The sequence below is a fragment of the Flavobacterium sp. genome (assembly GCF_013822155.1).
In the GTDB taxonomy this organism is placed as follows: Bacteria; Bacteroidota; Bacteroidia; order Flavobacteriales; family Flavobacteriaceae; genus Flavobacterium.
Map to the genome: position 1 here is coordinate 14,285 of NZ_PNJW01000029.1, position 22,136 is coordinate 36,420.

Consider the following 22,136-nt stretch of genomic DNA (forward strand, 5'->3'; position numbering starts at 1 on the left):
TTTGAATGTAATTATCATTTTTATAATAAGAAACAAGAGATAAAATCAAAACCATTATTATTAACGAGAGTGTGAGAAAAACCCAATCGCTTTTATGGAATATAAATTGTAAAATACCCCAAACCAAAGTGAATGAAATGGGGTATGAAAATTTATCTTTTAGAATATATTTGGTCATTTAATTTGAATTTAGCTTTATATAAAATCCGTTATTGGCTGGTTTTAATGTTTATAATAAAATTGAAAAAAAAATTTAAGCTTCTGCTGTAAGATTCCAACTTTCATGCTTCTGTTTTTTAACCTTTTTTAAGAAAAACCGTTAATTTTTAAATAGTTATCACAAGCATAATTTCGACGCAACTAGCCCATAACTACTAAATTAATCAAATATCTACAACTTTTTAAAATTTCTAAATAGTTTTCTTGTTAGGAAAGTAAAAAAAGGTTAAGAACAAAAAGGACAAGAATTATAATCTGGCTAATTTTAATTACCTCTCCCCACTAAAAATCTCCTTCACAGCCTCTTGATAACTTCTCGGATTCTGAGCTTTTTTAATTTTTTTCAAGGTCTTTTGTGGGTTGGAGAAGGAAGTGGAAAAGTATTCCCAAAAACCTAACATTTTCATTTTGATAGGCGTGGGGCCTGAAAGAGCGGCATCGTATTCTTGGTAAATCGTATCGTGAAATTCCTTGAAGATTTGCCAGCGGTTGCTTGGGTAGTCTGTCGTGTTGTTTTTAATCATGCTCGGTAAAAACGGGTCGGCAATCAAACCGCGACCAATCATAAAATGATTAATACTCGGAAAACGTTCCTGCATTTCTTTAAACTTCGCTACCGAAGTGATGTCGCCGTTGTAATACAATTTGTGTTTGGTGTTTTCGGTGCAGCGTTGAAAGGCATCTAAATTTACACCGCCGTTATACAATTGCTTCCCAATTCGAGCGTGAATCGCAATATTTTTAATTGGATATTGGTCCAAAATAGGAAAAACATCTAAAATTTCTTCGGGATGTTCGTAACCCATTCGCATTTTCATGGAAACAATGACATCGGTTTCATTGTGTACCCGGTTTAAAATATGGTCAATTCGTTGCGGTTCGCAAATCAATCCGGAACCCATTCCTTTTTTGGTTACCATCGGATAGGGACAACCTAAATTCCAATTGAGTTCTTTGTAACCCAATTCCTGAATGTATTTCACCACAAACAAAAACTCATCGGCATCATTGGTCATGACTTGCGGAATCAATTCGGGTACCATATTATTTTCGAGTTGCAAATCGCGTTGGTAGGAATTTTTGATAACCAATTTTCCATCCAACCGAATGTAGGGTGCATAAAACGTATCAATGCCACCAAAATACTTGTGAAATGCATTGCGAAAACGGAAATCGGTAAAACCTTGCAACGGCGAGGATAATAGGGTAGGACTCATGTGTATAATTGAGTCGTAAAGATAATCGAAATCTGTCAGATTTTAATCCAACTCGATTTTATCCAACAGCAGTTGAAAGGATTCGTTCTTTTTGTTGCCAATTAAAAAGACAATTTCTTCGAATGAATCGCTTTTAAAATTGGGCAAATCTAACGTTCTACCTCTAAACGAAGGATATAAATCGCTCAATTTAATTTCGATGGATTCCCAATTACCTGATGTTTTAAAAGTGGTGATGTACGAGTAATAGGAAGAGGTTTTGTCTTTAATTCGGAATTGGTATTCTTTTCCATCTCCTTTTAAACGAATGCGTACTTTACTGTCTTTGGTCACCTTAATTTTATCAAATTGGTAGCGAACAGAAGAAAATCCTCCGTTGTTTTCCAAGGAAACCGTTCCTGCAAAAACGCCATTCCCATCTGGATCAATCGAAAATTTTCCTTGGGATAATCCGCCCATGACGCCATCATCGATGATTCGCCAATCTTTTGGGGAGGAGTTTTTGTTGAAATCGTAAATGAGGGAAGTGTTCATTATTAATAAATAAGTAAAAATAAGATTCATAGCAAGACTTTTGATAAAGGTAAAAGTAATGTTTGAACGATTTGATTAATTAACAGCTCTTTATAATTTGTTGAATTTAAATTAAAAGTTAGATTTTAAACAGGAATACTTAGCCAATTTTTTAAGATGGTTTTACCTTGTGGAGTAAGAATACTTTCCGGGTGAAACTGAACACCTCTAACGTCAAAATATTTATGTTTGACAGACATGATTTCATTGTTTTCATCAACTGAGGTAACTTCTAAAACTTCCGGAATGTTATCTGGATTCACCACCCAAGAATGATATCTTCCTACTTGTATGCTTTTAGGTAAACCATCGAAAAGCACATCCTCTTGAATAATAGTTATTTGAGAAGAAACGCCATGATGTACTTTATTTAAATTAAGTAAATTACCTCCAAATACTTCAGCAATTGCTTGAAGTCCTAAACAAATGCCTAAAATACTTTTTTGAGGGGCATACTTTTTAATAACTTGATTTAATAATCCGGCATCCTTTGGCAAACCCGGACCGGGAGACAAAAGTATTTTCTGAAAAGGCTCTACTTCATAGAGTTCAAATTCATCGTTTCTAAAAACTGTTACTTCACAATTCAAATCTTCTAAATAATGAACTAAATTATACGTAAAACTATCGTAATTGTCTATGACTAATACTTTTTTCATTTGGTTGGTTAAGAAAGGTAAAAATACAAAGTTTTATCATTAAGATATAAAAAAACCTGACACTTTCGTATCAGGCTAGTAGCAATTTTTCCCACTATTTATTAGTAAACTAAATTTACATTTAATTCAAATTCGTCATCAATAGTTTTATCTCCTAAATTATCAAAGAAACTTCCTGAACCATATTTAATGTCATATTTTGTTCTGTTGATTTTGAAAGATGTTCTGGCAGTTCCATCTCCTAAAGCTAAATCAAAAGTTACAGGAACTGTGATTCCTTTAATGGTTAAATCTGCAGTCACAGTATAAATATCACTTCCTTTAGAACCTATTTTTTTAAATTCTAATGTTGATGTTGCATATTTCTCTACTCCGAAAAAGTCTCCAGATTTTAAATGACCTTCTAATTTTTCTTTCCCTTTACCTGCCTCTAAATCAGAAACAGCGATTGAAGTCATATTTACTTCAAATGAACCTCCCTTTAATTTTTTCCCTTCGAAAACTAAGGTTCCAGATCCAAAATTAATAGTTCCATCATGTTGACCGGTTACTTTTTTACCAACCCATTTGATAGAGCTTTTTTCAACATTAATTTTTTTGTTTTGAGCTGTTGCTGATAATGCTCCTAAGGCAACAACAAGTGCTAAAGCGATTGTTTTAAAATTTTTCATTGTTTTTCTTGTTTTTAATTATTGATTATAAATTGATAAATAGTTCACTTTTTGGTTTACGCACTTTAGCGTAATGTTGGGTTAAATCTTCGTTATGTCTATATCCGATGGTGGCAATTAAAGAAGCATTTAAACCTAATTCTTTTAATCCCATTATTTCGTTTACCGCTTCCGGTTCAAAACCTTCCATAGGAGTTACATCAATTTTAAGTTCTGCCGCAGCATTCATAAGATTTGCTAAAGCTAAATAAGTTTGCTTTGAAGTCCAAACATCTCTTTTTTCAACAGATAAAGCATTGATTTTCATTTTCATAAAATCGGCATATCCTTTCACACTTTCTTTTTCAATTCCTCTTGTTTCTGCTAAATTATTTATGTAGGCATCAATTTCGGAATCACCAAAATTAACGATATTAGCAAAAACGATTACATGTGAGGCATCCACAATTTGAGATTGTCCCCAAGCTGCCGGTTGCAGTTTTGCTCTTAATTCTGCATTTTCGATGATAAATATTTTATAGGGTTGTAAACCATAAGAAGAGCTGCTTAATTGAATAGCTTCTTTTAGAGTTTCTAAATCTGATGCAGCTATTTTTTTACTTGCATCGAATTTTTTTGTGGCATAACGCCATTTTTGATCATTTATAAAATTGGACATAGTTTGATAATTAAATTGTTCTGTATTTTTCTAATAATTCGTTTAAATTTTCTAATTCTTGTTTCGTGAGATTATTGGCAAATAATAATTCATGTGCTTCAATTTTAGGGTCTAATTCGGTTAAAAGTTGTAATCCTCTTTCAGTGATAGTTATTTCCATTTTTCGTCTGTTTTGCTCACAAACGACTCGATTCACTAGACCTTTTAATAATAATTTATCGACAAGCCTTGTCGTATTACTGGTTTTTGCAATCATTCGTTCTTGAATGACACACATATTTGCGGGTTTCCCTTTTTGACCGCGTAGAATCCGTAATACATTAAATTGTTCTACCGATAAATCAAAAGTTCTTAAAATCTCATTAAATGCATCCGCAACAATGTTTTGGGTGAACATAATGTTTAAAACTGTTCGCTTTTCATTGCTAATGACAGAATTTGATTTTATGATTTCTTCTATTTTCATTTGTATTTACAAAATTTGTATGTACAAATGTATGGTATTTTTTAATTGTATATACAAATGTCTATTAAATTTTTGTTAAAGATTTTTAGAAGGAGTGTGTAAGGTTTAATTTTATGGGATAATAATTGATTTATGCATCATTACAAACAAACCATTTTGTTGATTATGGTTCTATTTTTTTTCTGTTTTATTGGTTTTTCGCAAAATGAAAATAGGTCAAAACCATTAAAAGTATATGAAAAAGATGGAATTAAATTGAAGTCATACAATTATGACGGATTAGAGTCTTATTTAAATCAAAAGAATGATACGTTGTATGTAATCAACTTTTGGGCAACTTGGTGTGTTCCATGTGTAAAAGAGATGCCTTATTTTGAAGCACTAAATCAAAAATACAAAGCAGGAAAATTCAAAATGATTTTAGTGAGTTTAGATTTTCCTAAAATGGTCGAAAGTCGAGTAATTCCATTTATTCAAAATAAAAAAATACAAGCTGAAGTTGTATTATTAGATGACCCGGATGCCAACAGTTGGATTGAAAAAGTTGCAAAAGAATGGACCGGTGCAATTCCGGCCACTATCATATACAGAAAAGAAAAGCGTAAGTTTTATGAACAATCGTTTACAGAACAAGAATTAGAATCAGAAATAAAATCATTTATTAACTAAAATTATAACTATGAAAAAATTAAAAATTGTCTTATTAGTGATTGTAGCCGGTTTGGTAACGGCTTTTACTAAAAGTAATCCAGATGGCTATGAAATTGGTTCTATTGCCACCGATTTTTCCCTCAAAAATGTTGATAATAAAAAAGTATCTCTAAAAGATTATAAAGATGCCAAAGGTTTTATAGTAATTTTCACTTGTAATCATTGTCCGTATGCTGTTGCGTATGAGGATAGAATTATCGAATTAGACAAAAAATACAAGAAATTAGGTTATCCGGTAATTGCCATCAATCCAAATAATCCTGAAATTCAAAAAGATGATAGTTTTGATAAAATGAAAGTCCGTGCCAAAGAAAAAGGATTCACTTTTCCTTATTTGTTTGACGATGGGCAAAAAATCTATCCACAATATGGAGCAACAAAAACACCCCATGTTTATGTTTTGCAAAAAACGAACAGAGGAAATGTGGTGCAATATATCGGAGCAATAGATGATAATCATTCAGACGAAACGGCTGTAAAAGCAAAATATGTAGAAAATGCTGTTGACGAATTGTTGTCAGGAAAAGCCGTTACCACAAAAACAACTAAAGCAATCGGATGTTCAATTAAAGCTTAGGAAGTAGCGGAACATCTAAGTGACTGAGTTTTTTCTCAGCAACTCAATAACTCAGAAATTTAAAGAAATGGACTTACAACAAGAACAATGGTGGGCAGAGGCTCAAAAAGATGAAAACGCAGTTTTCTTAGATGTTAGAACTCCCGAAGAATTTGAACGTGGAATCATTCCCAATGCAATCAATATAGATATTTATAAAGGGCAAGGATTCATATATCTGCTCGATGAATTAGATAAAGCTAAAAGTTATTATGTGTATTGCCATGCGGGAAGTAGAAGTGCCAAAGCTTGTGAAATAATGCAACAAATGGGTTTTGAGAAAACGTTTAATTTAGTTTGTGGAATATCAAATTGGAAAGGACCCATTGTAGAACCAAACTAAATTCGATTATTAATGGATTAAAACTTTTTTTTTCATAATTTTAACCTACAAAAAACCAAAACTTTTTATTATGAAAAAAAATGTAGGCAATACAGACCGTTTTGTTAGAGTCATCATAGGAATTATACTTTTAATTGTATTTATGTCGGGTTTTATTGAAAACGATATGATCAAATGGATAGTTTTAGGTGTCAGTTCAATTTTAATTGTTACCGCTTTTGCAACATTTTGCCCCCTTTATGCAGTCTTGGGCAAAAGCACCTGTGAAGTGAAGAAAAAAAAATAACCCCTATTTAAAAATTTCAAATGAAACCACGTTACAGCGTGGTTTTTTTGAATCAATCATTCTATAAAAATCAAAACGATTTCCTACATTAGCATTTCGTTAAAAAGCAATAATATGATTACTAAAGTTCAATTTCAAAAGGAATTAGAATTAATAATAAAAAATGGAATTAGAGAAGATATTGGAGAAGGAGACCATAGTTCGCTGGCTTGTATCCCTAAATCTGCACTAGGAAAAGCAAAATTATTAGTTAAAGACAGTGGAATAATAGCCGGAGTAGAATTTGCTAAAATGATTTTTAATAAGGTTGACTCAAATTTAAAAATTGAAACGTTTATTCCTGATGGTAGTTTGGTTAAATATGGAGATGTTGTTTTTCATGTTTCCGGTAGTTCACAATCAATTTTGAAAGCCGAACGTTTAGTATTAAATTCAATGCAACGAATGAGTGCTATTGCAACCAAAACAAAGAAATATGTTGATTTATTAGATGGAACAGCTACAAAAATATTAGATACCCGAAAAACAACTCCCGGATTTCGAGCCGCTGAAAAATGGGCTGTCAAAATTGGAGGAGGCGAAAACCATCGTTTTGCTCTTTATGATATGATTATGCTGAAAGATAATCACAACGATTTTGCCGGTGGAATTTCATTGGCTATTCAAAAAACGAAAGATTATCTAATACAAAATGAGTTAGACTTAAAAATTATTGTGGAAGCAAGAAACCTCAAGGAAGTAGAAGAAATTCTCAGTAGTGGAGATGTTTATAGAATATTACTTGATAATTTTGATTTTGAAACCACTAAAAAAGCAGTAGAAATAATTGGAAATAAATGCTTAACCGAAAGTTCAGGAAACATCAATGAAACAACCATTCGGCAATATGCAGCTTGTGGCGTGAATTATATTTCTTCAGGAGCATTGACCCATTCTGTGTATAACATGGATTTAAGTTTAAAAGCTTTTTAATAAAACTCGAAACTTGAAACAATAAAATGTCATTAGAGATAGAAGAAAAAATAGATAAAATACCAATAGTCAAACACGTAGTTCGATTAATGAAAAGAATCAAACTTCCTTGGTTAGAAGGTTTGTCGTTTTATGATTTGATGGAATTATATATTATTGGAATTGTTGAAGGGGCTTTTTCTTATCGGGCCGGAGCAATTGCTTTTAGTTTTTTCATGGCCTTATTTCCGTTTGCATTGTTCATCTTGAACTTGATTCCCTATATTCCTATCGAAGGATTTCAGGATGATTTTCTCAAATTTGTAGAAGATGGAGTGCCACCCAATACGTTTGAAGCAATCAAAACAATTATCGATGATATCCTAAATAACAGTTACCAAGGTTTATTGTCTTCCGGATTTATTTTGTCAATTTTTTTAATGACCAATGGAATAAATGCCGTTTTAGGCGGATTTGAAACTTCCTATCATATTACCATAAACCGAAGTTTCATCAGACAATATATTATTGCACTCGGAATGTCACTTTTATTTTCATTCATATTAATAATTACTATTGTAGCCATTTTAATTTCAGAAATTATTATTCAAAAAATACATTTACATAAAATCATCAATACAGATATTACATTTGTCGAAATGATTCGGTTTGGATTTGTTGTTTTAATGATTTTAACAACAACCTCGTTACTTTTTAAATTTGGCACCAAACAAATATCAAAAGTTTCATTTATAAGCATTGGTTCGGTTTTTACAACACTTTTAATTTTACTTTCATCCTATGTTTTTGGAATTTATGTAGTCAAGTTTGCCAAATATAATGAACTCTATGGTTCTATTGGAACCTTGTTAATCCTGATGTTTTACATTTGGATTAACTGCATGATTTTATTACTCGGATTTGAACTAAATGCGACCATTAATAAATTAAAGAGAAAAAATCTTTTTGATTAAAACAGAATTTTTCCGCTACTAATTTTTGCAATTAAACAATTATGGCTTACTTCATTGAAGTTATTTTGCCCTTAGCACTAGATAAAACCTTTACTTATAAAGTAACTGAGGCAGAATATTATTTCATAAAACCCGGAATGCGAATCGCTGTTCCCTTTGGTAAAAGCAAAATTTTTACGGCTTTGGCAATTGAGGTGCATCAAAACCCACCAACTTTATATGAAGCAAAAGAAATCCATCAAATTTTAGATGAAAATCCTCTTGTAAATGAAACCCAGTTAAAACATTGGCAATGGATTTCTACTTATTATATGTGTTCGATTGGAGAAGTGTTTCGGGCTGCATTGCCTTCCACATTATTATTGGAAAGTGAAACGATTATTTCTTCGAAACATAATGAAGCGGTAGAAGAACTCAATCTCACAGATGATGAATTTCTAATTTTTGAAGCACTCCAACACCAAAGTTCTTTGAAAGTAAATGATGTGATGAATATTTTAAATAAAAAAAATATTTTTCCTCTTTTGCAAAAGTTAATTGATAAAAATATCATTACGCTACAGGAAGAAATTCAGGAAAATTATAAACCAAAATTAGTAAAATATATAAAACTTCATCAAAATTATACTTCTAATGAAAGCTTGAATGAGTTGTTAAATTCATTAAAAGCCAAAAAACAAAGTGAGTTACTTTTAGGTTATTTTCAATTGCAAGCTGTTGAGAAAAAGCCTATTTCGGCGAAACAATTGCTCGAATTTTCTAAAGCGTCCTCAGCTGTTTTGAAAGTACTTGTTGATAAAGCTGTTTTTGAAGAATATCATCTTATCCAGGATAGAACCGATTTTGATGCATTAGATTTAAATGAAAACTTGGTTTTAAGTCCTGCTCAACAAAAAGCATTGGATGAAATTAAACTACAATTTGAGCAAAAAGAAATTTGTTTACTTCATGGGGTAACTTCCAGTGGAAAAACGGAAATCTATTGTCAACTCATTCAGGAAATGATGAAAACCGATAAGCAAATATTGTTTTTACTTCCTGAAATAGCTTTAACAACTCAACTACTTTCACGTTTACGTAAATTTTTCGGGAATAAAGTAGCTGTTTTTCATTCTAAATACAGCAATAACGAAAGGGTAGAAGTGTGGAATCAGGTTTTAGAAAATTCTCCAAAAGCACAAGTGGTAATCGGAGCTCGTTCTGCCATGTTTTTGCCTTTTTCAAATTTAGGATTAGTAATAGTGGATGAGGAGCATGAACAAAATTTTAAACAATCTGATCCTGCTCCACGATATCATGCTCGCGATGCTGTGACTGTTTTGGCTACTTTTCATAAAGCTAAAGTTCTTTTAGGCTCTGCAACTCCAAGTATAGAAACCTATTATAATTCACAAATCCAAAAATATGGATTAGTAGAACTTTTTGAACGATATAATAATGTTCCAATGCCGGAAATTATTTTAGTTGATTTGAAAGATAAGTTTTTCCGTAAAAGAATGAACGGTCATTTTAGTGACACTTTAATAGAAGAAATTACTTCCGCATTATCTTTAAATGAACAGGTAATTCTTTTTCAAAACAGACGTGGATATGCTCCTTTGTTAGAATGCATGACGTGTGGACATATTCCGCAATGTCCGAATTGTGACGTAAGTTTGACGTATCATAAATATAAAAATCAGCTGCGTTGTCATTATTGCGGACATTCAATTGCTAAACCAACTCATTGTCATCAATGTTCGAGTGTTGATTTGACTACTAAAGGTTTTGGAACCGAACAGATTGAATTGGAATTAGCCACTCTTTTCCCAAACAGGAAGATACAACGAATGGATCAAGATTCAACCCGTGGAAAATTTGGTTATGAAAAAATCATAGATAAATTTCAAAATAGAGAAGTTGATATTTTAGTGGGCACACAAATGTTAGCCAAAGGTTTAGATTTTGATAATGTGAGCTTGGTAGGAATATTAAATGCTGACAACATGCTATATTTTCCTGATTTTAGAGCTTTTGAAAGAAGTTTCCAAATGATGACACAAGTTTCAGGCAGGGCTGGAAGGTCTGAAAAAAAAGGAAAAGTTATCATTCAAACCTATAATCCAAATCACAATACCATTCAACAGGTAACTCACCATGATTATTTGGCTATGTATAAAGAACAGTTGTACGAACGACAGATTTTTAAATATCCGCCATTCTTTAAATTAATCAAAATTACGTTGAAACATAAAGATTTTGAAAAAGTGAAAGAAAGTTCCATGTGGTTGTATCAAGTTTTGAATCAACAATTGAATATGCCGGTTTTGGGACCGGAAGAACCTGCCATCAGTAAAATTAGAAACGAATATATTCGGACGATTATGATTAAGATTCCGGATACGTTTTCACCACAAGGCACAAAAAAAACTATCCAGAAAATACTGAATAGTTTTGATGTTATTTCGCAATATAGAGCAGTAAAGCTTGTTGTGAATGTTGATATTACTTAAGCAATCGCAAGAGCTTTTTTCAAATCATCCTTTTTATTTCTGCTTAATGGAATTTTGGTTACGCCAATTTCAGCAAACTTACTATTGAAACGTTCGATTTTATCAATGTTTACAATAAATGATTTGTGAACTCGTAGAAAACGATCTTTAGATAAATCATTTTCAAACGATTTCATGGTAGAAAGTACCAAGTTGCTGTCTTCATCAGTAACTACTTTGACATAGTCACCATACGCTTCAATCCATTTAATTTTAGAAGTGAATACTTTTAATTTTTTCAAATTACTTTTTATGAAGATATAATCTCCTTCTTCTTCCGTTACTTCATGTCTTAATTTGTGCAATTCGATGGCTCTTTTTACAGAAGAATCAAAACGATCTACAGAAATTGGTTTTTGAAGATAATCGGTTGCATCATAATCAAAAGCTTTTACAGCGTAATCTGCTTTTGAGGTGATAAAAATAATTTGGGGTTTTTGTTTTAACCCATCAAGAAAATCGAACCCATTAATTATAGGCATTTCGATATCAAGAAAAATGAGGTCAACAGAGTGTATGGACATACAACTCTTTGCTTCAATAGCATTAGAAAAATCACCTACTAGATTAAGATTTTGGTGATTATTCACTAACTTTGTGATGATCATTCTTTGAATAGAACTGTCATCGACTACGACACAATTTAGTTTCATAATACGGTTATTATAGATTTGGTGAAACAAACATAGTGCATTTCATCGATAAAAACTAATTTTTTTTCAACTTTTTTGCTATATGTCGATTATTTGCTTATTAGACTTGGATATTCAAATTAAATTCTTACTTTTGCACCCAATTTAACAATTTTAAAGTAAATTATTATGAATCATTATGAAGCTGTTTTCATCTTGAATCCCGTTTTATCTGAACAACAGGTAAAGGAAACAGTAAGCAAATTCGAAGATTTTCTTACCGCCAAAGGGGCACAGATGGTATCCAAAGAGGATTGGGGCTTGAAAAAATTAGCCTATGAAATCCAACACAAAAAAAGTGGTTTTTACCATTTATTCGAATTCAAAGCACCTGCAGAATCAATCTTGAGCTTTGAAACTGAATTAAGACGTGACGAAAGAATTATGCGTTTTCTAACAGTAAGTTTAGATAAACATGCAATTTCTTGGGCGGAGAGAAGAAGAGAAAAATTAAAAGTTAAAGCGTAATTACTATGTCAACAATCGAGCAATCAGCTAAAGGAAAAAAAGAAGGAGATATCAGATATCTTACTCCTTTGAACATAGATACCAATAAAATTAAAAAGTATTGTCGTTTTAAAAAATCAGGTATTAAATACATTGATTATAAAGATGCAGACTTTTTATTGAAATTTGTTAACGAGCAAGGTAAAATTTTACCAAGACGATTAACAGGTACTTCATTAAAATACCAAAGAAAAGTGTCTGTTGCTGTTAAAAGAGCAAGACATTTAGCTTTGATGCCATATGTGGCGGATTTATTAAAATAATAATTAATTAAGTTGTTGGTTTCCCAAACCGGAACCTAACTTCTATAAAAAAGGACAACAACATGGAACTAATCTTAAAACAAGACGTTCAAAATTTAGGGTTTAAAGACGATATCGTTTCTGTAAAACCAGGATATGGTAGAAATTTTTTAATTCCACAAGGGTTTGCTGCATTAGCAACTCCTTCAGCTAAAAAGGTATTGGCTGAAAACTTGAAACAAAAAGCACACAAAGAGCAAAAAGTAGTGGATGATGCTAAAAAAATAGCAGAAGCCTTAAAAGCTCTTGATATTAAAATTTCTGCAAAAGCTGGTGGTGAAAAATTATTTGGTTCTGTAACCAATATTGACATCGCTGAAGCTTTAGAAAAAGCAGGTCAACCAATCGAAAGAAAATTCATCACTTCAGGAACTGTAAAAAGAACCGGAAAATATGCAGCTACTGTGCGTTTACACAGAAATGTTGTAGTTGAATTGCCTTATGAAATAGTTGCTGAATAATTTTACGCAAAATATTTTAAAGCCCTGCAATGCAGGGCTTTTTTTATGCTTAATTTTAAAAATATACCAGTAGTTTTAAAATTCTAATGTATTTTTGCTCTCAACAATAATTAAAAAAATGTCTCAATTCATCAAAATATATCCTGAAAATCCTAATGAAGCTGCCATTGCAAAAGTTGTAAAAGTGCTCAAAGATGGAGGTTTAGTAATTTATCCTACGGATACCGTATACGGATTAGGATGCGATATTACCAACACAAAAGCTTTAGAACGAATTGCAAAAATCAAAGGAATAAAATTAGAAAAAGCTAATTTTTCCTTTATTTGTCATGATTTAAGCAATATTTCGGATTACATCAGACAAATTGATACTGCAACTTTTAAAATCTTAAAAAGAACTTTACCCGGTCCTTATACGTTCATTTTACCCGGTAATAACAATCTGCCAAAAGAATTTAAAAAGAAGAAGACTGTAGGTATTCGCGTTCCTAACAATGCTATTGTATTAGAAATTGTAAAACTTTTAGGTAATCCTATTGTGTCAACTTCTATTTATGATGAAGATGAAGTGTTAGAATATTCTACTGATCCTGAATTGATTTTTGAGAAATGGCAAAATAAAGTTGATTTAATTATTGATGGTGGATATGGTGATAATCAGCCTTCAACAATTATTGATTTATCAGAGGGTGAACCGGTTGTAATCCGGGAAGGAAAAGGTGATAGCAATATTTTTTAAAAGAATAATAAAACAAAAGCATAAAAAAAACGTACTGAAAGTTCAGTACGTTTTTTTTATTGATGTATAACCAATCTTATTTACCTGCTTGGTTTTTCATTTCTTTTTCTATCATATCATAAAACTCATCAATTTTTGGCATAACGATAATACGAGTTCTTCTGTTCGCTGAACGATTCTGTGTGGAATCATTTGCTACTAAAGGAATGAATTCACCTCTACCGGCAGCGATTAATTGTTTTGGGCTCACTTTATGGTCGTTAGTTAAAACGCGAACAACAGAAGTAGCTCTTTTAACACTCAAGTCCCAATTGTCAAGTAAAACACCATTTCTATAAGGAACGTTGTCAGTATGACTCTCAACCATGCATTCAAATGTTGGTTTGTCATTTACGACTTTTGCCACTTTACCTAATACTTCTTTAGCTCGGTCACTAACTTCGTAACTACCCGATTTAAAAAGCATTTTGTCAGCAATAGAAATCATGACAACTCCTTTTTCAACATTTATTTCTATATCCGGATCATTAATACCTACCGAACTTTTTAAACTGGTTACTAAAGCTAAAGTAACACTATCTTTTTTGGTCAAAGCATCCTGTAAACGAGAGATTTTCAAATCTTTTTCTTTTAAACTCTCTAATGATTTTTCTAAGTTTTCTGCTCCTTTAGTGGATAACATTGTCATATTTCCAACATTGCTGATTAAATCTGAATTTGTCTTTTTTAAATCAGCAATTTGATTATTTAAAATGTCTTTTTCAGATAAACACATGTTTAACTTTACGGTTGTAGAATTTAATAAATCCTGACACTCTTTGTTTTTAGACTCTAATTCGGCAATTTTTTTCTTCGTGCCGCATGAACCTAATGAAAGAGCAACTAGTGCTAATAATAAAACGACTTTTTTCATATAACTTATCCTTTTAAATTTATTACAAAATTAACACCAAAAAGCTTATAATCATAACCTGATTACGATAAACTATTGTTAAATTTATCAACAAAATTTTTCTCCTTTTTGATGAAATAATGGTAGATAATACTCGTGGTGAAATAATAATTTGATTGCTGATTGTTTTTCCTTTTAAGCAACATTTTTACCAGCAAAGCATAGAAATAAAAATGGGCTCTAATTATTGCTGTAAAATGTGAAAATTTTCCTTGAAACAAGAATTGAATTCCGGCAATACCATCTAAAATCATCCGAATCAATAAAATCCAGATCAGATGAACAGTTGGCAAATTTTTAACCAACATAAACAACGAATTTCTGAAATTTAAAAAAGTTTTCCTTGGATTTGTATTCGACAACGTTCCTCCGCCTAAATGATACACTTTTGAAAACCCACAATAATAGGTTTCATAATGAAGGTTATGACTTCTCCAGCATAAATCAATTTCTTCCTGATGTGCAAAAAAATCAGCATCAAATCCTTCTAATTCTCTAAAAACTTTTTTCCGGATGAAAAAGCAGGCACCGGAAGCCCAAAAAATCTTTTTGACATCATTATATTGTCCGTTGTCTTTTTCAATGGAATCGAAAATACGACCTCGGCAAAATGGATAACCAAATCTATCAATAAAACCTCCACCTGCACCGGCATATTCAAAATAGGCTTTATCTTTAAAATCTAAAATTTTTGGTTGAATAATAGCTGCTTTTTCGTTTTTGTCGAATAGTTCCAATATTGGAGCCAACCAGTTTTCAGTAACTTCAATATCTGAATTGACCAAGCAATAAATTTCTTCCTCTACAAACTTTAAACACTCATTATAACCTCGTGCAAAACCAAAATTAGAAGTATTTTTAATTATCTTGACCGATGGAAATTGTGTTCTTAAAACAGAAATCGATTCGTCAGTCGAGGCATTATCGGCTACATAGATTGTTGCTTCCTGAGAATAGGAAAGAACTGAAGGCAAAAACTGTTGTAGAAGTTTTGCCCCATTCCAATTAAGAATAACGATTGCGATTTTCTTCAAAATAAGAATAGAATAAAGGAATGCAAAATATTAACTTTGAAGTTCATAGTCAGGAATATCCTTTAAAAAAACATACCGTTCCTGCTCAAAATCCATTTGACAAAAATAGTGATTTAGTCCGTTTGTTACCATTAAATATTTTGCCTTCAAAGTTAAGTTGTATCGTGCAATTTGATCAAAAACGAGTTGGTTAATACTTACATCCGGTTTCTTGCATTCTATCAACAAAAATATTTCTCCATTCGGTTGATAAACAACTATATCATATCGTTTACTTATTGTATTAATTTTAATAAGCTTTTCGACGTTTATTAAAGATTTAGGATAGTTTTTTTCTTGAATTAAATATTGAACCACATGAATTCTAACCCATTCTTCCGGAGTGAGAACAATAAATTTTTTCCTGATTTCATCGAACACGGATACTTTATTTTCACTATTTTTGAAGCGAAAGGAATAGTCAGAAAAATTCAGTTTTTGCATGTACAAATATATAAAATTGATTCAGTAAAAATTCCATTCAAATTTATGCCTTATTAAAATCAATGGAAGAAATAGCAAAAATTATCAAAGATATAAGTGGCGGAAACATCAAACCGATCTATTTTTTGATGGGAGAAGAGCCTTATTATATTGATAAATTAACTGAATTTATAGAAAGTAATATTCTATCAGAAGACGAAAGAGCATTTAACCAACAGGTTTTATACGGAAGAGATGTTTCTATTGAAGATATTATTTCAGCTGCTAAACGTTATCCAATGATGGCCGATCGTCAGGTAATTATTGTTCGAGAAGCTCAGGAATTGTCACGTAACATTGATAAACTGGAGAGTTATGTGAAAAATTTACAACCAACAACGGTTTTAGTCATTGCGTATAAGTACAAAAGCTTAGACAAGCGAAAAAGTATGACTAAATTAATTGAGAAAGAAGGTTTGCTTTTTGAAAGTAAAAAATTGTACGAAAATCAAATAGGAACATGGATTTCAAGAGTTCTACAAGGTAAAGGATATCATATTGAACCTAAAGCCACCGCGATGTTAGTTGAGTTTCTGGGTACAGATTTAAGTAGGATAAATAATGAATTGGAAAAACTCCAAATAATTTTACCGAAAGGAACCACTTTTACGCCAACTCACATCGAAGAAAATATAGGTTTCAGTAAAGATTTCAATGTTTTTGAATTTCGAAAAGCAATTGGCGAACGAAACCAATTACAAGCTTATCGCATAGCAGATCATTTTGCTCAAAATAAGAAGGAATATCCAATGGTTTTGACTACTGGCATGGTCTTTAGTTTTTTCTCCAGTTTGTTACAATACCATGGATTAAAAGATAAATCCCCCGGTAATGTTGCCAAAGTTTTAAAAGTTAATCCCTATTTTTTGAAAGATTTTGATTTGGCTTTGAAAAACTTTCCGATGAAAAAAGTTAGTGCAATTGTTTCAACTTTACGCGACATAGATGTCAAAAGTAAAGGAGTAGGAGCGAACCAATTGCACGAATCTGATTTGTTGAAAGAAATGTTAGCTAAGATTTTTAATTAAATTAAAATTTAACTTTAGCGGTCATTGTTTCTCCATTGCGTAAGAATGTAACCGGTAATTCGTCACCGGCATTGATACCGGAAAGACATTTCATGTAGCCGTAAACCTCTTTGATTTCGCAATCTCCAATTTTTGTAATGATATCACCACTTTGAATTCCGGCAAGTTGAGCCGGGCGATTATCCGTTACACCATCAACATGTAAACCATCGCCATGATCAGTATAATCAGGCATAATTCCTAAAGTAACTTTATATTTTGGAGCTGTTTTTGGAGCATCAATTTTAGTTTTAACAAATTCAACTTTGTCTAAATCAGCAATAGCATTACTAACTCTAAAAACATAATCAGTAATATTTCTTACACCATAGTAATTGATTTTATCCTCATCATCACTGGGTTTGTGGTAATCAGTATGCGTACCGGTGAAGAAAAACAAAACCGGAATATCTTTTAAATAAAAGGAAGTATGATCAGAAGGTCCAACACCGCTTTCGTCCAATGTTACATTAAATCCGGCAGGTTTGTTTTTATCTACAATTGTTTTAAAATTAGGGTTAGTACCAACACCACCTACAGTTAGATTTTTAGAATCATTCAAGCGTCCAATCATGTCTAAATTAATCATGGAAACCACATTAGAATGATAATTTTTCAATGTTGAAGTCATAAATTTTGAACCAATCAATCCATCTTCTTCACCCGAAAAGAAAGCAAAAATGTAATTTACTTTTTCAATTGTTTTATTTTTAGAATACATACGGGCCAATTCTAACACAGCCGCAACACCCGAAGCATTATCATCAGCACCATTGTGAATTTCACCTTTTGAATTTGGTTTAGCTGAATGATTGTGTTCATTTAATCCTAAATGGTCATAATGAGCACCAATTACAATTGTTTTAGTTGCTTTATTGTCTAAAAAACCAATGACGTTTCTGCCGGTATTATTTTTAAGATCTAATGAGTCATGAGGGTTTAAACGCACTTTATAGTCAAATTTCTGAATATAATTTTTTCCTTCATAGGGTTTGATTCCCAGACTTTTTAATTCTTGAACTAAATAATCGGCAGCCATTTGTTCTTCTTTCGAACCGGTCAACCTTCCTTTTAATTCATCAGAAGCTAAATAAGAAATATTCTTTTTTAATGATTTTGGTTGAGCCAATTCAGCTACATCACCATCAACCCAATCTGCTATAAAAACATTAGTTTCTCTTGCTTTATCTTGTTGACGATTACTTGAAAAAACTAATTTTTTTCCATCAGGTGAAAACATTGGAAAGGCGTTAAATTCGCTTTCCCACGTAATTTGTTGCAAATTTTCTCCATCAATATCAATCATATACAATTGAAAGTCATATCCTCTTGTTGAATGATGATTGGAAGAAAAAATAATTTTCTTATCTGAGGGATGAAAATAAGGAGCCCAATTTGCTTTCCCTAAATGTGTGATTTGTTTTAAATCAGAACCGTCAACATTACAAGTATGAATTTCCATGTCTGAGGGAGCTACCAAATTTTCCGCTAATAAGGCTTTGTATTCAGCAACGGCTTCTTCGGTTTTTGGTCTCGATGAACGAAAAACCAATTTTTTACTGTCATGAGAGAAGAAACAACCTCCGTCATATCCTAAACCAAAAGTAATTTGTTTTAAATTTGAACCATCTATATCCATCGTCCAAAGTTCTAAATCGCCACTTCTAATACTCGTAAAAGCAATTTTTTTACCATCGGGAGAAACTACTGCTTCAGCATCATAACCTGGAGAGTCGGTTAATTTTTTAGTGATATTTCCTTTTAAATCGGCAATATAAATATCAAATTCGGGATAAATCGCCCATAAATATTTTCCGTCCGGAGATTTCGGTACGGCAGGACAAGCTTGATTTGAAGCATGGGTAGAAGCATATAAAATATGTTTGCCATCCGGCATGTAATAGGAGCAAGTAGTTCTGCCTGTTCCCGTAGAAACAAGTTTTAAACTTTTTTCAGAAAATTCTTTTTCTTGTAAATCAAGCATAAAAATTTGATCACAAGGAACTCCAAAAGCTTTGTTGGTCACTTGAAGCGTTAATTTTTTTCCATCCGGACTAAAATAGGCTTCGGCATTGTCACCACCAAAAGTTAACTTTTGAATGTTTTTTAAACGATTTTCCTGTGCAAGAACCGTAAAACTAATAAATAAAAAGAGTAATACTATTGTGTAGAATTTAAATGTAAAAAAACGCATAAAAAATTAGAATTTTGAGGGTTACAAACCTTATAAAAATAAGTATTTCACAAATATACAAAAAATAAAAAACTCCAAAACAATTGTAATATTGTGTAGGTTCGGAAAAAATGGAAAAAGGCATCTAAAGGTTTTAAATTTAATTTATTTATGTCGACATTTGTATTTCCAAAAAACAAACACTACACATCATGGGAATGAATAAAAACACTGTATTAGCTTGGGCTACTTTTATAATGATTATAATGGGTCTTCTTTTGATTGGCATGGGAGCATTTCGATATGATGATGTTGCCGGTTGGGGATTTGCTTCTACAGGAATTGGTTTCTTAGCTATTGCCTGGGTTTTTAATGCTTTGAAAGGAAGGGTTTAATGATTATAATTTAAGCAAATAGATTTTCATAAACGACTTTAAATCCATAGACTATACATAATAAAGAAGAAATGATTACTAATGTAAATTGTAATTTTGGAGATTTTAAAAAACTTTTAGTGAATGGAATACTGAATAGTCCAGATGCTAAAAACATTCCTAAAATGGAGCCAATTCCAAATATGAAAATATAAATAAGTCCTTGTAAAGCACTTTGCATTTGTGTGAGTACTAAAACCACCAAAGCTCCGCTTCCAGCTAATCCATGAACTAATCCAATGCTAAAAGCAGCTTTAAAGTTATTCAAATTTGTAGGATGTTCATGATTTAAAATCACATTCGAATGGGAATGGCTATATGTATGCGAATGTAAATGCGAATGGGTAATTCCAGTACTGTGGGAATGTGAATGTTTGTGAGAATAAGTATGTGAATGTATATTTTTTTTAAATAATTTCAACAAACGATAGATTCCAAGACCTATTAACATTATTCCAACTGTAGCTTCTAAATAGCTAAAAACATGTTTATTAACCGCTACTTTAAATCCAATCATTAAAATTCCAACAACAAAAATGGTCAAAGTATGACCAACACCCCAATATATTCCATCTTTTACAGCTTCTTTTATTTTAGTTCTATTGGTTACTAAATTATTTACAGCTAATAAATGATCTACTTCAAAAGCGTGTTCTAATCCGGCATAAACAATCAATAAAATTCCAATCATTATTAAAGGTAATTAAAATAAGCAGCACAAGCACCTTCAGAAGATACCATAGGAGCTCCCAGTGGATTAGAGGGTTTACATTTTTTGCCAAATTCCGGACATTCATGTGGTTTTTTCTTTCCTTTTAATATTTCACCAGCGATGCAATTTTTATCTGTTTGGTAATTGTTAATTTGAATTGAAAATTTAGCATTGGCATCATACATTTTATAATCTTCACGCATCACAAGACCGCTATTGTCTATTTTTCCAACTCCACGCCATTCTTGCGTTCCAATTTCAAAAACTTGATTAACTACTTCTTTAGCTTTAACATTTCCTTCTTCCTTTACTAATCGGGTATATTGATTTTCAACTTCATATTTTCCGTTTTCAAGTTGCAAAACAGCATGATAAATTGCTTGAATCAAATCAGCGGGTTCAAATCCTGAAATCACAATTGGAATTTTATAGTTAGCCGCAATAGGATAATATTCTTCCAATCCCATGATTGTACAAACGTGTCCGGCACCTAAAAAGGCATCGATGGTACAAAATTCATCAGATAAAATGGCTTCCATGGCCGGAGGAACCAACACATGAGATACCAAAAGGGTAAAATTCGTCAAGCCTAATTTTTGAGCATAAATTACTGCTAAGGCATTACTGGGAGCCGTTGTTTCAAAACCAACGGCAAAAAAAACAATTTCTCTATCCGGATTTTTTGCTGCAATTTTAACGGCTTCTAATGGAGAATATAAAATCTGTAAATCACCACCATCTGCTTTGGCTTGCAATAGACTTTTTGATGAACCCGGCACACGAATCATATCACCAAATGAACACATAATTACACCTTGTTTTATCAATTCAATTGCTTTGTCAATTAAAGAAATAGGAGTAACACACACGGGGCAACCCGGGCCGTGAATCATCGAGATATTTTTAGGAAGGAGTTCTAACAATCCGTTTTTAACTAATGAATGCGTTTGACCACCACAAATTTCCATGATATTCCATGGTTTTGTAACAATTTTATGCATTTCTGACAAATAATGCTTTACTAATTCCGGGTTTCTATATTCAGAAAGGTATTTCATTTTAAACTATTTTTATAAGTTCAATAATAAAAACTAAAGTTGAATTAGGTTGAATCATTGGCGGAGCACCAATTTCTCCGTAGGCTAAATAATGCGGAATATATACTTTCCATCGAGAACCTTCCGGCATTAATTGTAATACTTCTTGCCAACCTTTTAAAGTTTCAGCAATTCGCATTTGTTGTGCCCCGGTATCTTTTGTTGAATCAAATACATTGTTATTGAGTAGATATCCTTCATAAATTACTGATACACTATCTCTTGATTTTGGGATATTTCCGTTACCTTCCATTAAAATTTCAAATTGTAAACCGCTGGGTAACGAAATAATTCCGTCTTTTTTTGCATTTTTTTCTAGAAAATTCTTTCCAATTTCTGCATTTTTAACTTTCAATTCTTCTTGTAATAGAGCTACATAATTATTGAAAATTTCAATGGAACGTTTGGGAGAAATTTTTGAATTGGACTTTTCAAAGATTGATTGCATTCCATCTACAAAATCTTCATATTTAATTTCTTCAAAACCAATATCTTTTAAGCTTAATGCCATAACAACCCCTGCTGAATAGGAAATTTTGTCTTTTTCCTCCGTTTTTCCCACATGTCCT

At 31.9% G+C, this 22,136-nt stretch carries 27 protein-coding genes; 13 read left to right on the plus strand and 14 right to left on the minus strand.

All coding sequences use genetic code 11. From position 1 onward, the window contains the following. Positions 1 to 488 precede the first annotated feature (488 nt). From C0512_RS08730 to C0512_RS08755, 6 genes are all read right to left on the minus strand, one after another. On the minus strand, positions 489 to 1,436 hold the full coding sequence (locus C0512_RS08730) for a tRNA-dihydrouridine synthase family protein (RefSeq protein WP_290860646.1): 948 nt from the start codon (positions 1,434 to 1,436) through the stop codon (positions 489 to 491). 42 nt (positions 1,437 to 1,478) lie between these two features. Beyond that, positions 1,479 to 2,000 (minus strand): CIA30 family protein, encoded by a 522-nt coding sequence (locus C0512_RS08735; protein WP_290860648.1) that lies wholly within the window; start codon positions 1,998 to 2,000, stop codon positions 1,479 to 1,481. Positions 2,001 to 2,095: 95 nt separating this feature from the next. Further along, a complete protein-coding gene (locus tag C0512_RS08740; RefSeq protein ID WP_290860650.1) occupies positions 2,096 to 2,668 on the minus strand; it encodes an aminodeoxychorismate/anthranilate synthase component II in 573 nt (190 codons plus the stop codon). 101 nt (positions 2,669 to 2,769) lie between these two features. Continuing rightward, entirely contained in the window at positions 2,770 to 3,339 is a 570-nt protein-coding gene (locus C0512_RS08745; RefSeq protein ID WP_290860652.1) for a YceI family protein, read from the minus strand. A gap of 25 nt (positions 3,340 to 3,364) precedes the next feature. Further along, the gene (locus C0512_RS08750) at positions 3,365 to 3,997 is read right to left on the minus strand and encodes an NAD(P)H-dependent oxidoreductase (RefSeq protein WP_290860654.1); all 633 of its coding nucleotides are present in this window, start codon (positions 3,995 to 3,997) and stop codon (positions 3,365 to 3,367) included. 10 nt (positions 3,998 to 4,007) lie between these two features. Further along, positions 4,008 to 4,463 (minus strand): MarR family transcriptional regulator, encoded by a 456-nt coding sequence (locus C0512_RS08755; protein ID WP_290860656.1) that lies wholly within the window; start codon positions 4,461 to 4,463, stop codon positions 4,008 to 4,010. Positions 4,464 to 4,595: 132 nt separating this feature from the next. On the opposite strand from C0512_RS08755, the gene C0512_RS08760 reads away from it, so the two are divergent. The 7 genes from C0512_RS08760 (at position 4,596) to priA (ending at position 10,836) form a co-directional block, all read left to right on the plus strand. After that, positions 4,596 to 5,132, plus strand: a complete 537-nt coding sequence (locus tag C0512_RS08760) for a TlpA disulfide reductase family protein (protein ID WP_290860658.1) — start codon at positions 4,596 to 4,598, stop codon at positions 5,130 to 5,132. 10 nt (positions 5,133 to 5,142) lie between these two features. Further along, positions 5,143 to 5,751 carry a thioredoxin family protein gene (locus C0512_RS08765; RefSeq protein ID WP_290860660.1) on the plus strand — a complete coding sequence of 203 codons (609 nt, stop codon included), beginning with the start codon at positions 5,143 to 5,145 and terminating at the stop codon, positions 5,749 to 5,751. A 67-nt stretch (positions 5,752 to 5,818) separates the two neighbouring features. Next, a complete protein-coding gene (locus tag C0512_RS08770) occupies positions 5,819 to 6,133 on the plus strand; it encodes a rhodanese-like domain-containing protein (RefSeq protein ID WP_290860662.1) in 315 nt (104 codons plus the stop codon). A gap of 70 nt (positions 6,134 to 6,203) precedes the next feature. Then, the gene (locus tag C0512_RS08775) at positions 6,204 to 6,419 is read left to right on the plus strand and encodes a DUF2892 domain-containing protein (RefSeq protein ID WP_290860664.1); all 216 of its coding nucleotides are present in this window, start codon (positions 6,204 to 6,206) and stop codon (positions 6,417 to 6,419) included. A gap of 114 nt (positions 6,420 to 6,533) precedes the next feature. Then, positions 6,534 to 7,391, plus strand: a complete 858-nt coding sequence (nadC, locus tag C0512_RS08780; protein ID WP_290860666.1) for a carboxylating nicotinate-nucleotide diphosphorylase — start codon at positions 6,534 to 6,536, stop codon at positions 7,389 to 7,391. Between the two features lie 26 nt (positions 7,392 to 7,417). Next, the gene (locus C0512_RS08785; RefSeq protein WP_290860668.1) at positions 7,418 to 8,344 is read left to right on the plus strand and encodes a YihY/virulence factor BrkB family protein; all 927 of its coding nucleotides are present in this window, start codon (positions 7,418 to 7,420) and stop codon (positions 8,342 to 8,344) included. 41 nt (positions 8,345 to 8,385) lie between these two features. After that, positions 8,386 to 10,836: a primosomal protein N' gene (gene priA / locus C0512_RS08790; RefSeq protein WP_290860670.1), complete on the plus strand. Its 2,451-nt coding sequence runs from the start codon at positions 8,386 to 8,388 to the stop codon at positions 10,834 to 10,836. Here the strand turns inward: priA and C0512_RS08795 are convergent. Then, the gene (locus tag C0512_RS08795) at positions 10,833 to 11,528 is read right to left on the minus strand and encodes a LytTR family DNA-binding domain-containing protein (protein WP_290860672.1); all 696 of its coding nucleotides are present in this window, start codon (positions 11,526 to 11,528) and stop codon (positions 10,833 to 10,835) included. The genes priA and C0512_RS08795 overlap by 4 nt on opposite strands. 168 nt (positions 11,529 to 11,696) lie before the next feature. Here C0512_RS08795 and rpsF point away from each other — a divergent pair, with 168 nt between their 5' ends. The 4 genes from rpsF to C0512_RS08815 all read left to right on the plus strand — a co-directional run bounded on the left by rpsF (position 11,697) and on the right by C0512_RS08815 (position 13,576). Continuing rightward, positions 11,697 to 12,035, plus strand: a complete 339-nt coding sequence (gene rpsF / locus C0512_RS08800) for a 30S ribosomal protein S6 (RefSeq protein WP_290860674.1) — start codon at positions 11,697 to 11,699, stop codon at positions 12,033 to 12,035. A gap of 5 nt (positions 12,036 to 12,040) precedes the next feature. Continuing rightward, positions 12,041 to 12,337 (plus strand): 30S ribosomal protein S18, encoded by a 297-nt coding sequence (gene rpsR, locus C0512_RS08805; protein WP_026711263.1) that lies wholly within the window; start codon positions 12,041 to 12,043, stop codon positions 12,335 to 12,337. 62 nt (positions 12,338 to 12,399) lie between these two features. Further along, complete coding sequence (rplI, locus tag C0512_RS08810) at positions 12,400 to 12,837, plus strand: 50S ribosomal protein L9 (RefSeq protein WP_290860678.1); 438 nt, start codon at positions 12,400 to 12,402, stop codon at positions 12,835 to 12,837. A 118-nt stretch (positions 12,838 to 12,955) separates the two neighbouring features. Further along, the gene (locus C0512_RS08815) at positions 12,956 to 13,576 is read left to right on the plus strand and encodes an L-threonylcarbamoyladenylate synthase (RefSeq protein WP_290860680.1); all 621 of its coding nucleotides are present in this window, start codon (positions 12,956 to 12,958) and stop codon (positions 13,574 to 13,576) included. Between the two features lie 76 nt (positions 13,577 to 13,652). On the opposite strand, the gene C0512_RS08820 is transcribed toward C0512_RS08815, so the two are convergent. The 3 genes from C0512_RS08820 to C0512_RS08830 all read right to left on the minus strand — a co-directional run bounded on the left by C0512_RS08820 (position 13,653) and on the right by C0512_RS08830 (position 16,045). Then, positions 13,653 to 14,489 carry an OmpA family protein gene (locus C0512_RS08820; protein WP_290860682.1) on the minus strand — a complete coding sequence of 279 codons (837 nt, stop codon included), beginning with the start codon at positions 14,487 to 14,489 and terminating at the stop codon, positions 13,653 to 13,655. A gap of 62 nt (positions 14,490 to 14,551) precedes the next feature. Further along, complete coding sequence (locus C0512_RS08825; RefSeq protein ID WP_290860684.1) at positions 14,552 to 15,562, minus strand: glycosyltransferase; 1,011 nt, start codon at positions 15,560 to 15,562, stop codon at positions 14,552 to 14,554. 30 nt (positions 15,563 to 15,592) lie between these two features. After that, entirely contained in the window at positions 15,593 to 16,045 is a 453-nt protein-coding gene (locus C0512_RS08830) for a type I restriction enzyme HsdR N-terminal domain-containing protein (RefSeq protein WP_290860686.1), read from the minus strand. Positions 16,046 to 16,107: 62 nt separating this feature from the next. On the opposite strand from C0512_RS08830, the gene holA reads away from it, so the two are divergent. Further along, positions 16,108 to 17,112 (plus strand): DNA polymerase III subunit delta, encoded by a 1,005-nt coding sequence (holA, locus tag C0512_RS08835; protein ID WP_290860688.1) that lies wholly within the window; start codon positions 16,108 to 16,110, stop codon positions 17,110 to 17,112. 1 nt (position 17,113) lies between these two features. On the opposite strand, the gene C0512_RS08840 is transcribed toward holA, so the two are convergent. Continuing rightward, entirely contained in the window at positions 17,114 to 19,345 is a 2,232-nt protein-coding gene (locus C0512_RS08840; protein WP_290860690.1) for a M20/M25/M40 family metallo-hydrolase, read from the minus strand. A 191-nt stretch (positions 19,346 to 19,536) separates the two neighbouring features. Here C0512_RS08840 and C0512_RS08845 point away from each other — a divergent pair, with 191 nt between their 5' ends. Continuing rightward, positions 19,537 to 19,719: a CAL67264 family membrane protein gene (locus tag C0512_RS08845; protein WP_290860692.1), complete on the plus strand. Its 183-nt coding sequence runs from the start codon at positions 19,537 to 19,539 to the stop codon at positions 19,717 to 19,719. A gap of 10 nt (positions 19,720 to 19,729) precedes the next feature. Here C0512_RS08845 and C0512_RS08850 read toward each other — a convergent pair whose 3' ends face one another. The 3 genes from C0512_RS08850 to C0512_RS08860 all read right to left on the minus strand — a co-directional run. Further along, positions 19,730 to 20,449 (minus strand): sulfite exporter TauE/SafE family protein, encoded by a 720-nt coding sequence (locus tag C0512_RS08850; protein ID WP_290860694.1) that lies wholly within the window; start codon positions 20,447 to 20,449, stop codon positions 19,730 to 19,732. Positions 20,450 to 20,451: 2 nt separating this feature from the next. Continuing rightward, positions 20,452 to 21,528: a hydrogenase formation protein HypD gene (gene hypD, locus C0512_RS08855; RefSeq protein WP_290860696.1), complete on the minus strand. Its 1,077-nt coding sequence runs from the start codon at positions 21,526 to 21,528 to the stop codon at positions 20,452 to 20,454. 1 nt (position 21,529) lies between these two features. Beyond that, positions 21,530 to 22,136: FKBP-type peptidyl-prolyl cis-trans isomerase (locus C0512_RS08860; protein WP_290860698.1), on the minus strand; the 607-nt coding region annotated here is incomplete at its 5' end.

Coding starts and splice junctions, on each gene's coding strand:
- C0512_RS08850 (WP_290860694.1), bottom strand. CDS start 20,449: ATGATTGGAATTTTATTGATTGTTTATGCCGGATTAGAACACGCTTTT.
- C0512_RS08840 (WP_290860690.1), bottom strand. CDS start 19,345: ATGCGTTTTTTTACATTTAAATTCTACACAATAGTATTACTCTTTTTA.
- rpsF (WP_290860674.1), top strand. CDS start 11,697: ATGAATCATTATGAAGCTGTTTTCATCTTGAATCCCGTTTTATCTGAA.
- C0512_RS08775 (WP_290860664.1), top strand. CDS start 6,204: ATGAAAAAAAATGTAGGCAATACAGACCGTTTTGTTAGAGTCATCATA.
- hypD (WP_290860696.1), bottom strand. CDS start 21,528: ATGAAATACCTTTCTGAATATAGAAACCCGGAATTAGTAAAGCATTAT.
- nadC (WP_290860666.1), top strand. CDS start 6,534: ATGATTACTAAAGTTCAATTTCAAAAGGAATTAGAATTAATAATAAAA.
- C0512_RS08755 (WP_290860656.1), bottom strand. CDS start 4,463: ATGAAAATAGAAGAAATCATAAAATCAAATTCTGTCATTAGCAATGAA.
- C0512_RS08750 (WP_290860654.1), bottom strand. CDS start 3,997: ATGTCCAATTTTATAAATGATCAAAAATGGCGTTATGCCACAAAAAAA.
- C0512_RS08770 (WP_290860662.1), top strand. CDS start 5,819: ATGGACTTACAACAAGAACAATGGTGGGCAGAGGCTCAAAAAGATGAA.
- priA (WP_290860670.1), top strand. CDS start 8,386: ATGGCTTACTTCATTGAAGTTATTTTGCCCTTAGCACTAGATAAAACC.
- rpsR (WP_026711263.1), top strand. CDS start 12,041: ATGTCAACAATCGAGCAATCAGCTAAAGGAAAAAAAGAAGGAGATATC.
- holA (WP_290860688.1), top strand. CDS start 16,108: ATGGAAGAAATAGCAAAAATTATCAAAGATATAAGTGGCGGAAACATC.
- C0512_RS08730 (WP_290860646.1), bottom strand. CDS start 1,436: ATGAGTCCTACCCTATTATCCTCGCCGTTGCAAGGTTTTACCGATTTC.
- rplI (WP_290860678.1), top strand. CDS start 12,400: ATGGAACTAATCTTAAAACAAGACGTTCAAAATTTAGGGTTTAAAGAC.
- C0512_RS08740 (WP_290860650.1), bottom strand. CDS start 2,668: ATGAAAAAAGTATTAGTCATAGACAATTACGATAGTTTTACGTATAAT.
- C0512_RS08745 (WP_290860652.1), bottom strand. CDS start 3,339: ATGAAAAATTTTAAAACAATCGCTTTAGCACTTGTTGTTGCCTTAGGA.
- C0512_RS08795 (WP_290860672.1), bottom strand. CDS start 11,528: ATGAAACTAAATTGTGTCGTAGTCGATGACAGTTCTATTCAAAGAATG.
- C0512_RS08735 (WP_290860648.1), bottom strand. CDS start 2,000: ATGAATCTTATTTTTACTTATTTATTAATAATGAACACTTCCCTCATT.
- C0512_RS08765 (WP_290860660.1), top strand. CDS start 5,143: ATGAAAAAATTAAAAATTGTCTTATTAGTGATTGTAGCCGGTTTGGTA.
- C0512_RS08830 (WP_290860686.1), bottom strand. CDS start 16,045: ATGCAAAAACTGAATTTTTCTGACTATTCCTTTCGCTTCAAAAATAGT.
- C0512_RS08760 (WP_290860658.1), top strand. CDS start 4,596: ATGCATCATTACAAACAAACCATTTTGTTGATTATGGTTCTATTTTTT.
- C0512_RS08785 (WP_290860668.1), top strand. CDS start 7,418: ATGTCATTAGAGATAGAAGAAAAAATAGATAAAATACCAATAGTCAAA.
- C0512_RS08815 (WP_290860680.1), top strand. CDS start 12,956: ATGTCTCAATTCATCAAAATATATCCTGAAAATCCTAATGAAGCTGCC.
- C0512_RS08820 (WP_290860682.1), bottom strand. CDS start 14,489: ATGAAAAAAGTCGTTTTATTATTAGCACTAGTTGCTCTTTCATTAGGT.
- C0512_RS08845 (WP_290860692.1), top strand. CDS start 19,537: ATGGGAATGAATAAAAACACTGTATTAGCTTGGGCTACTTTTATAATG.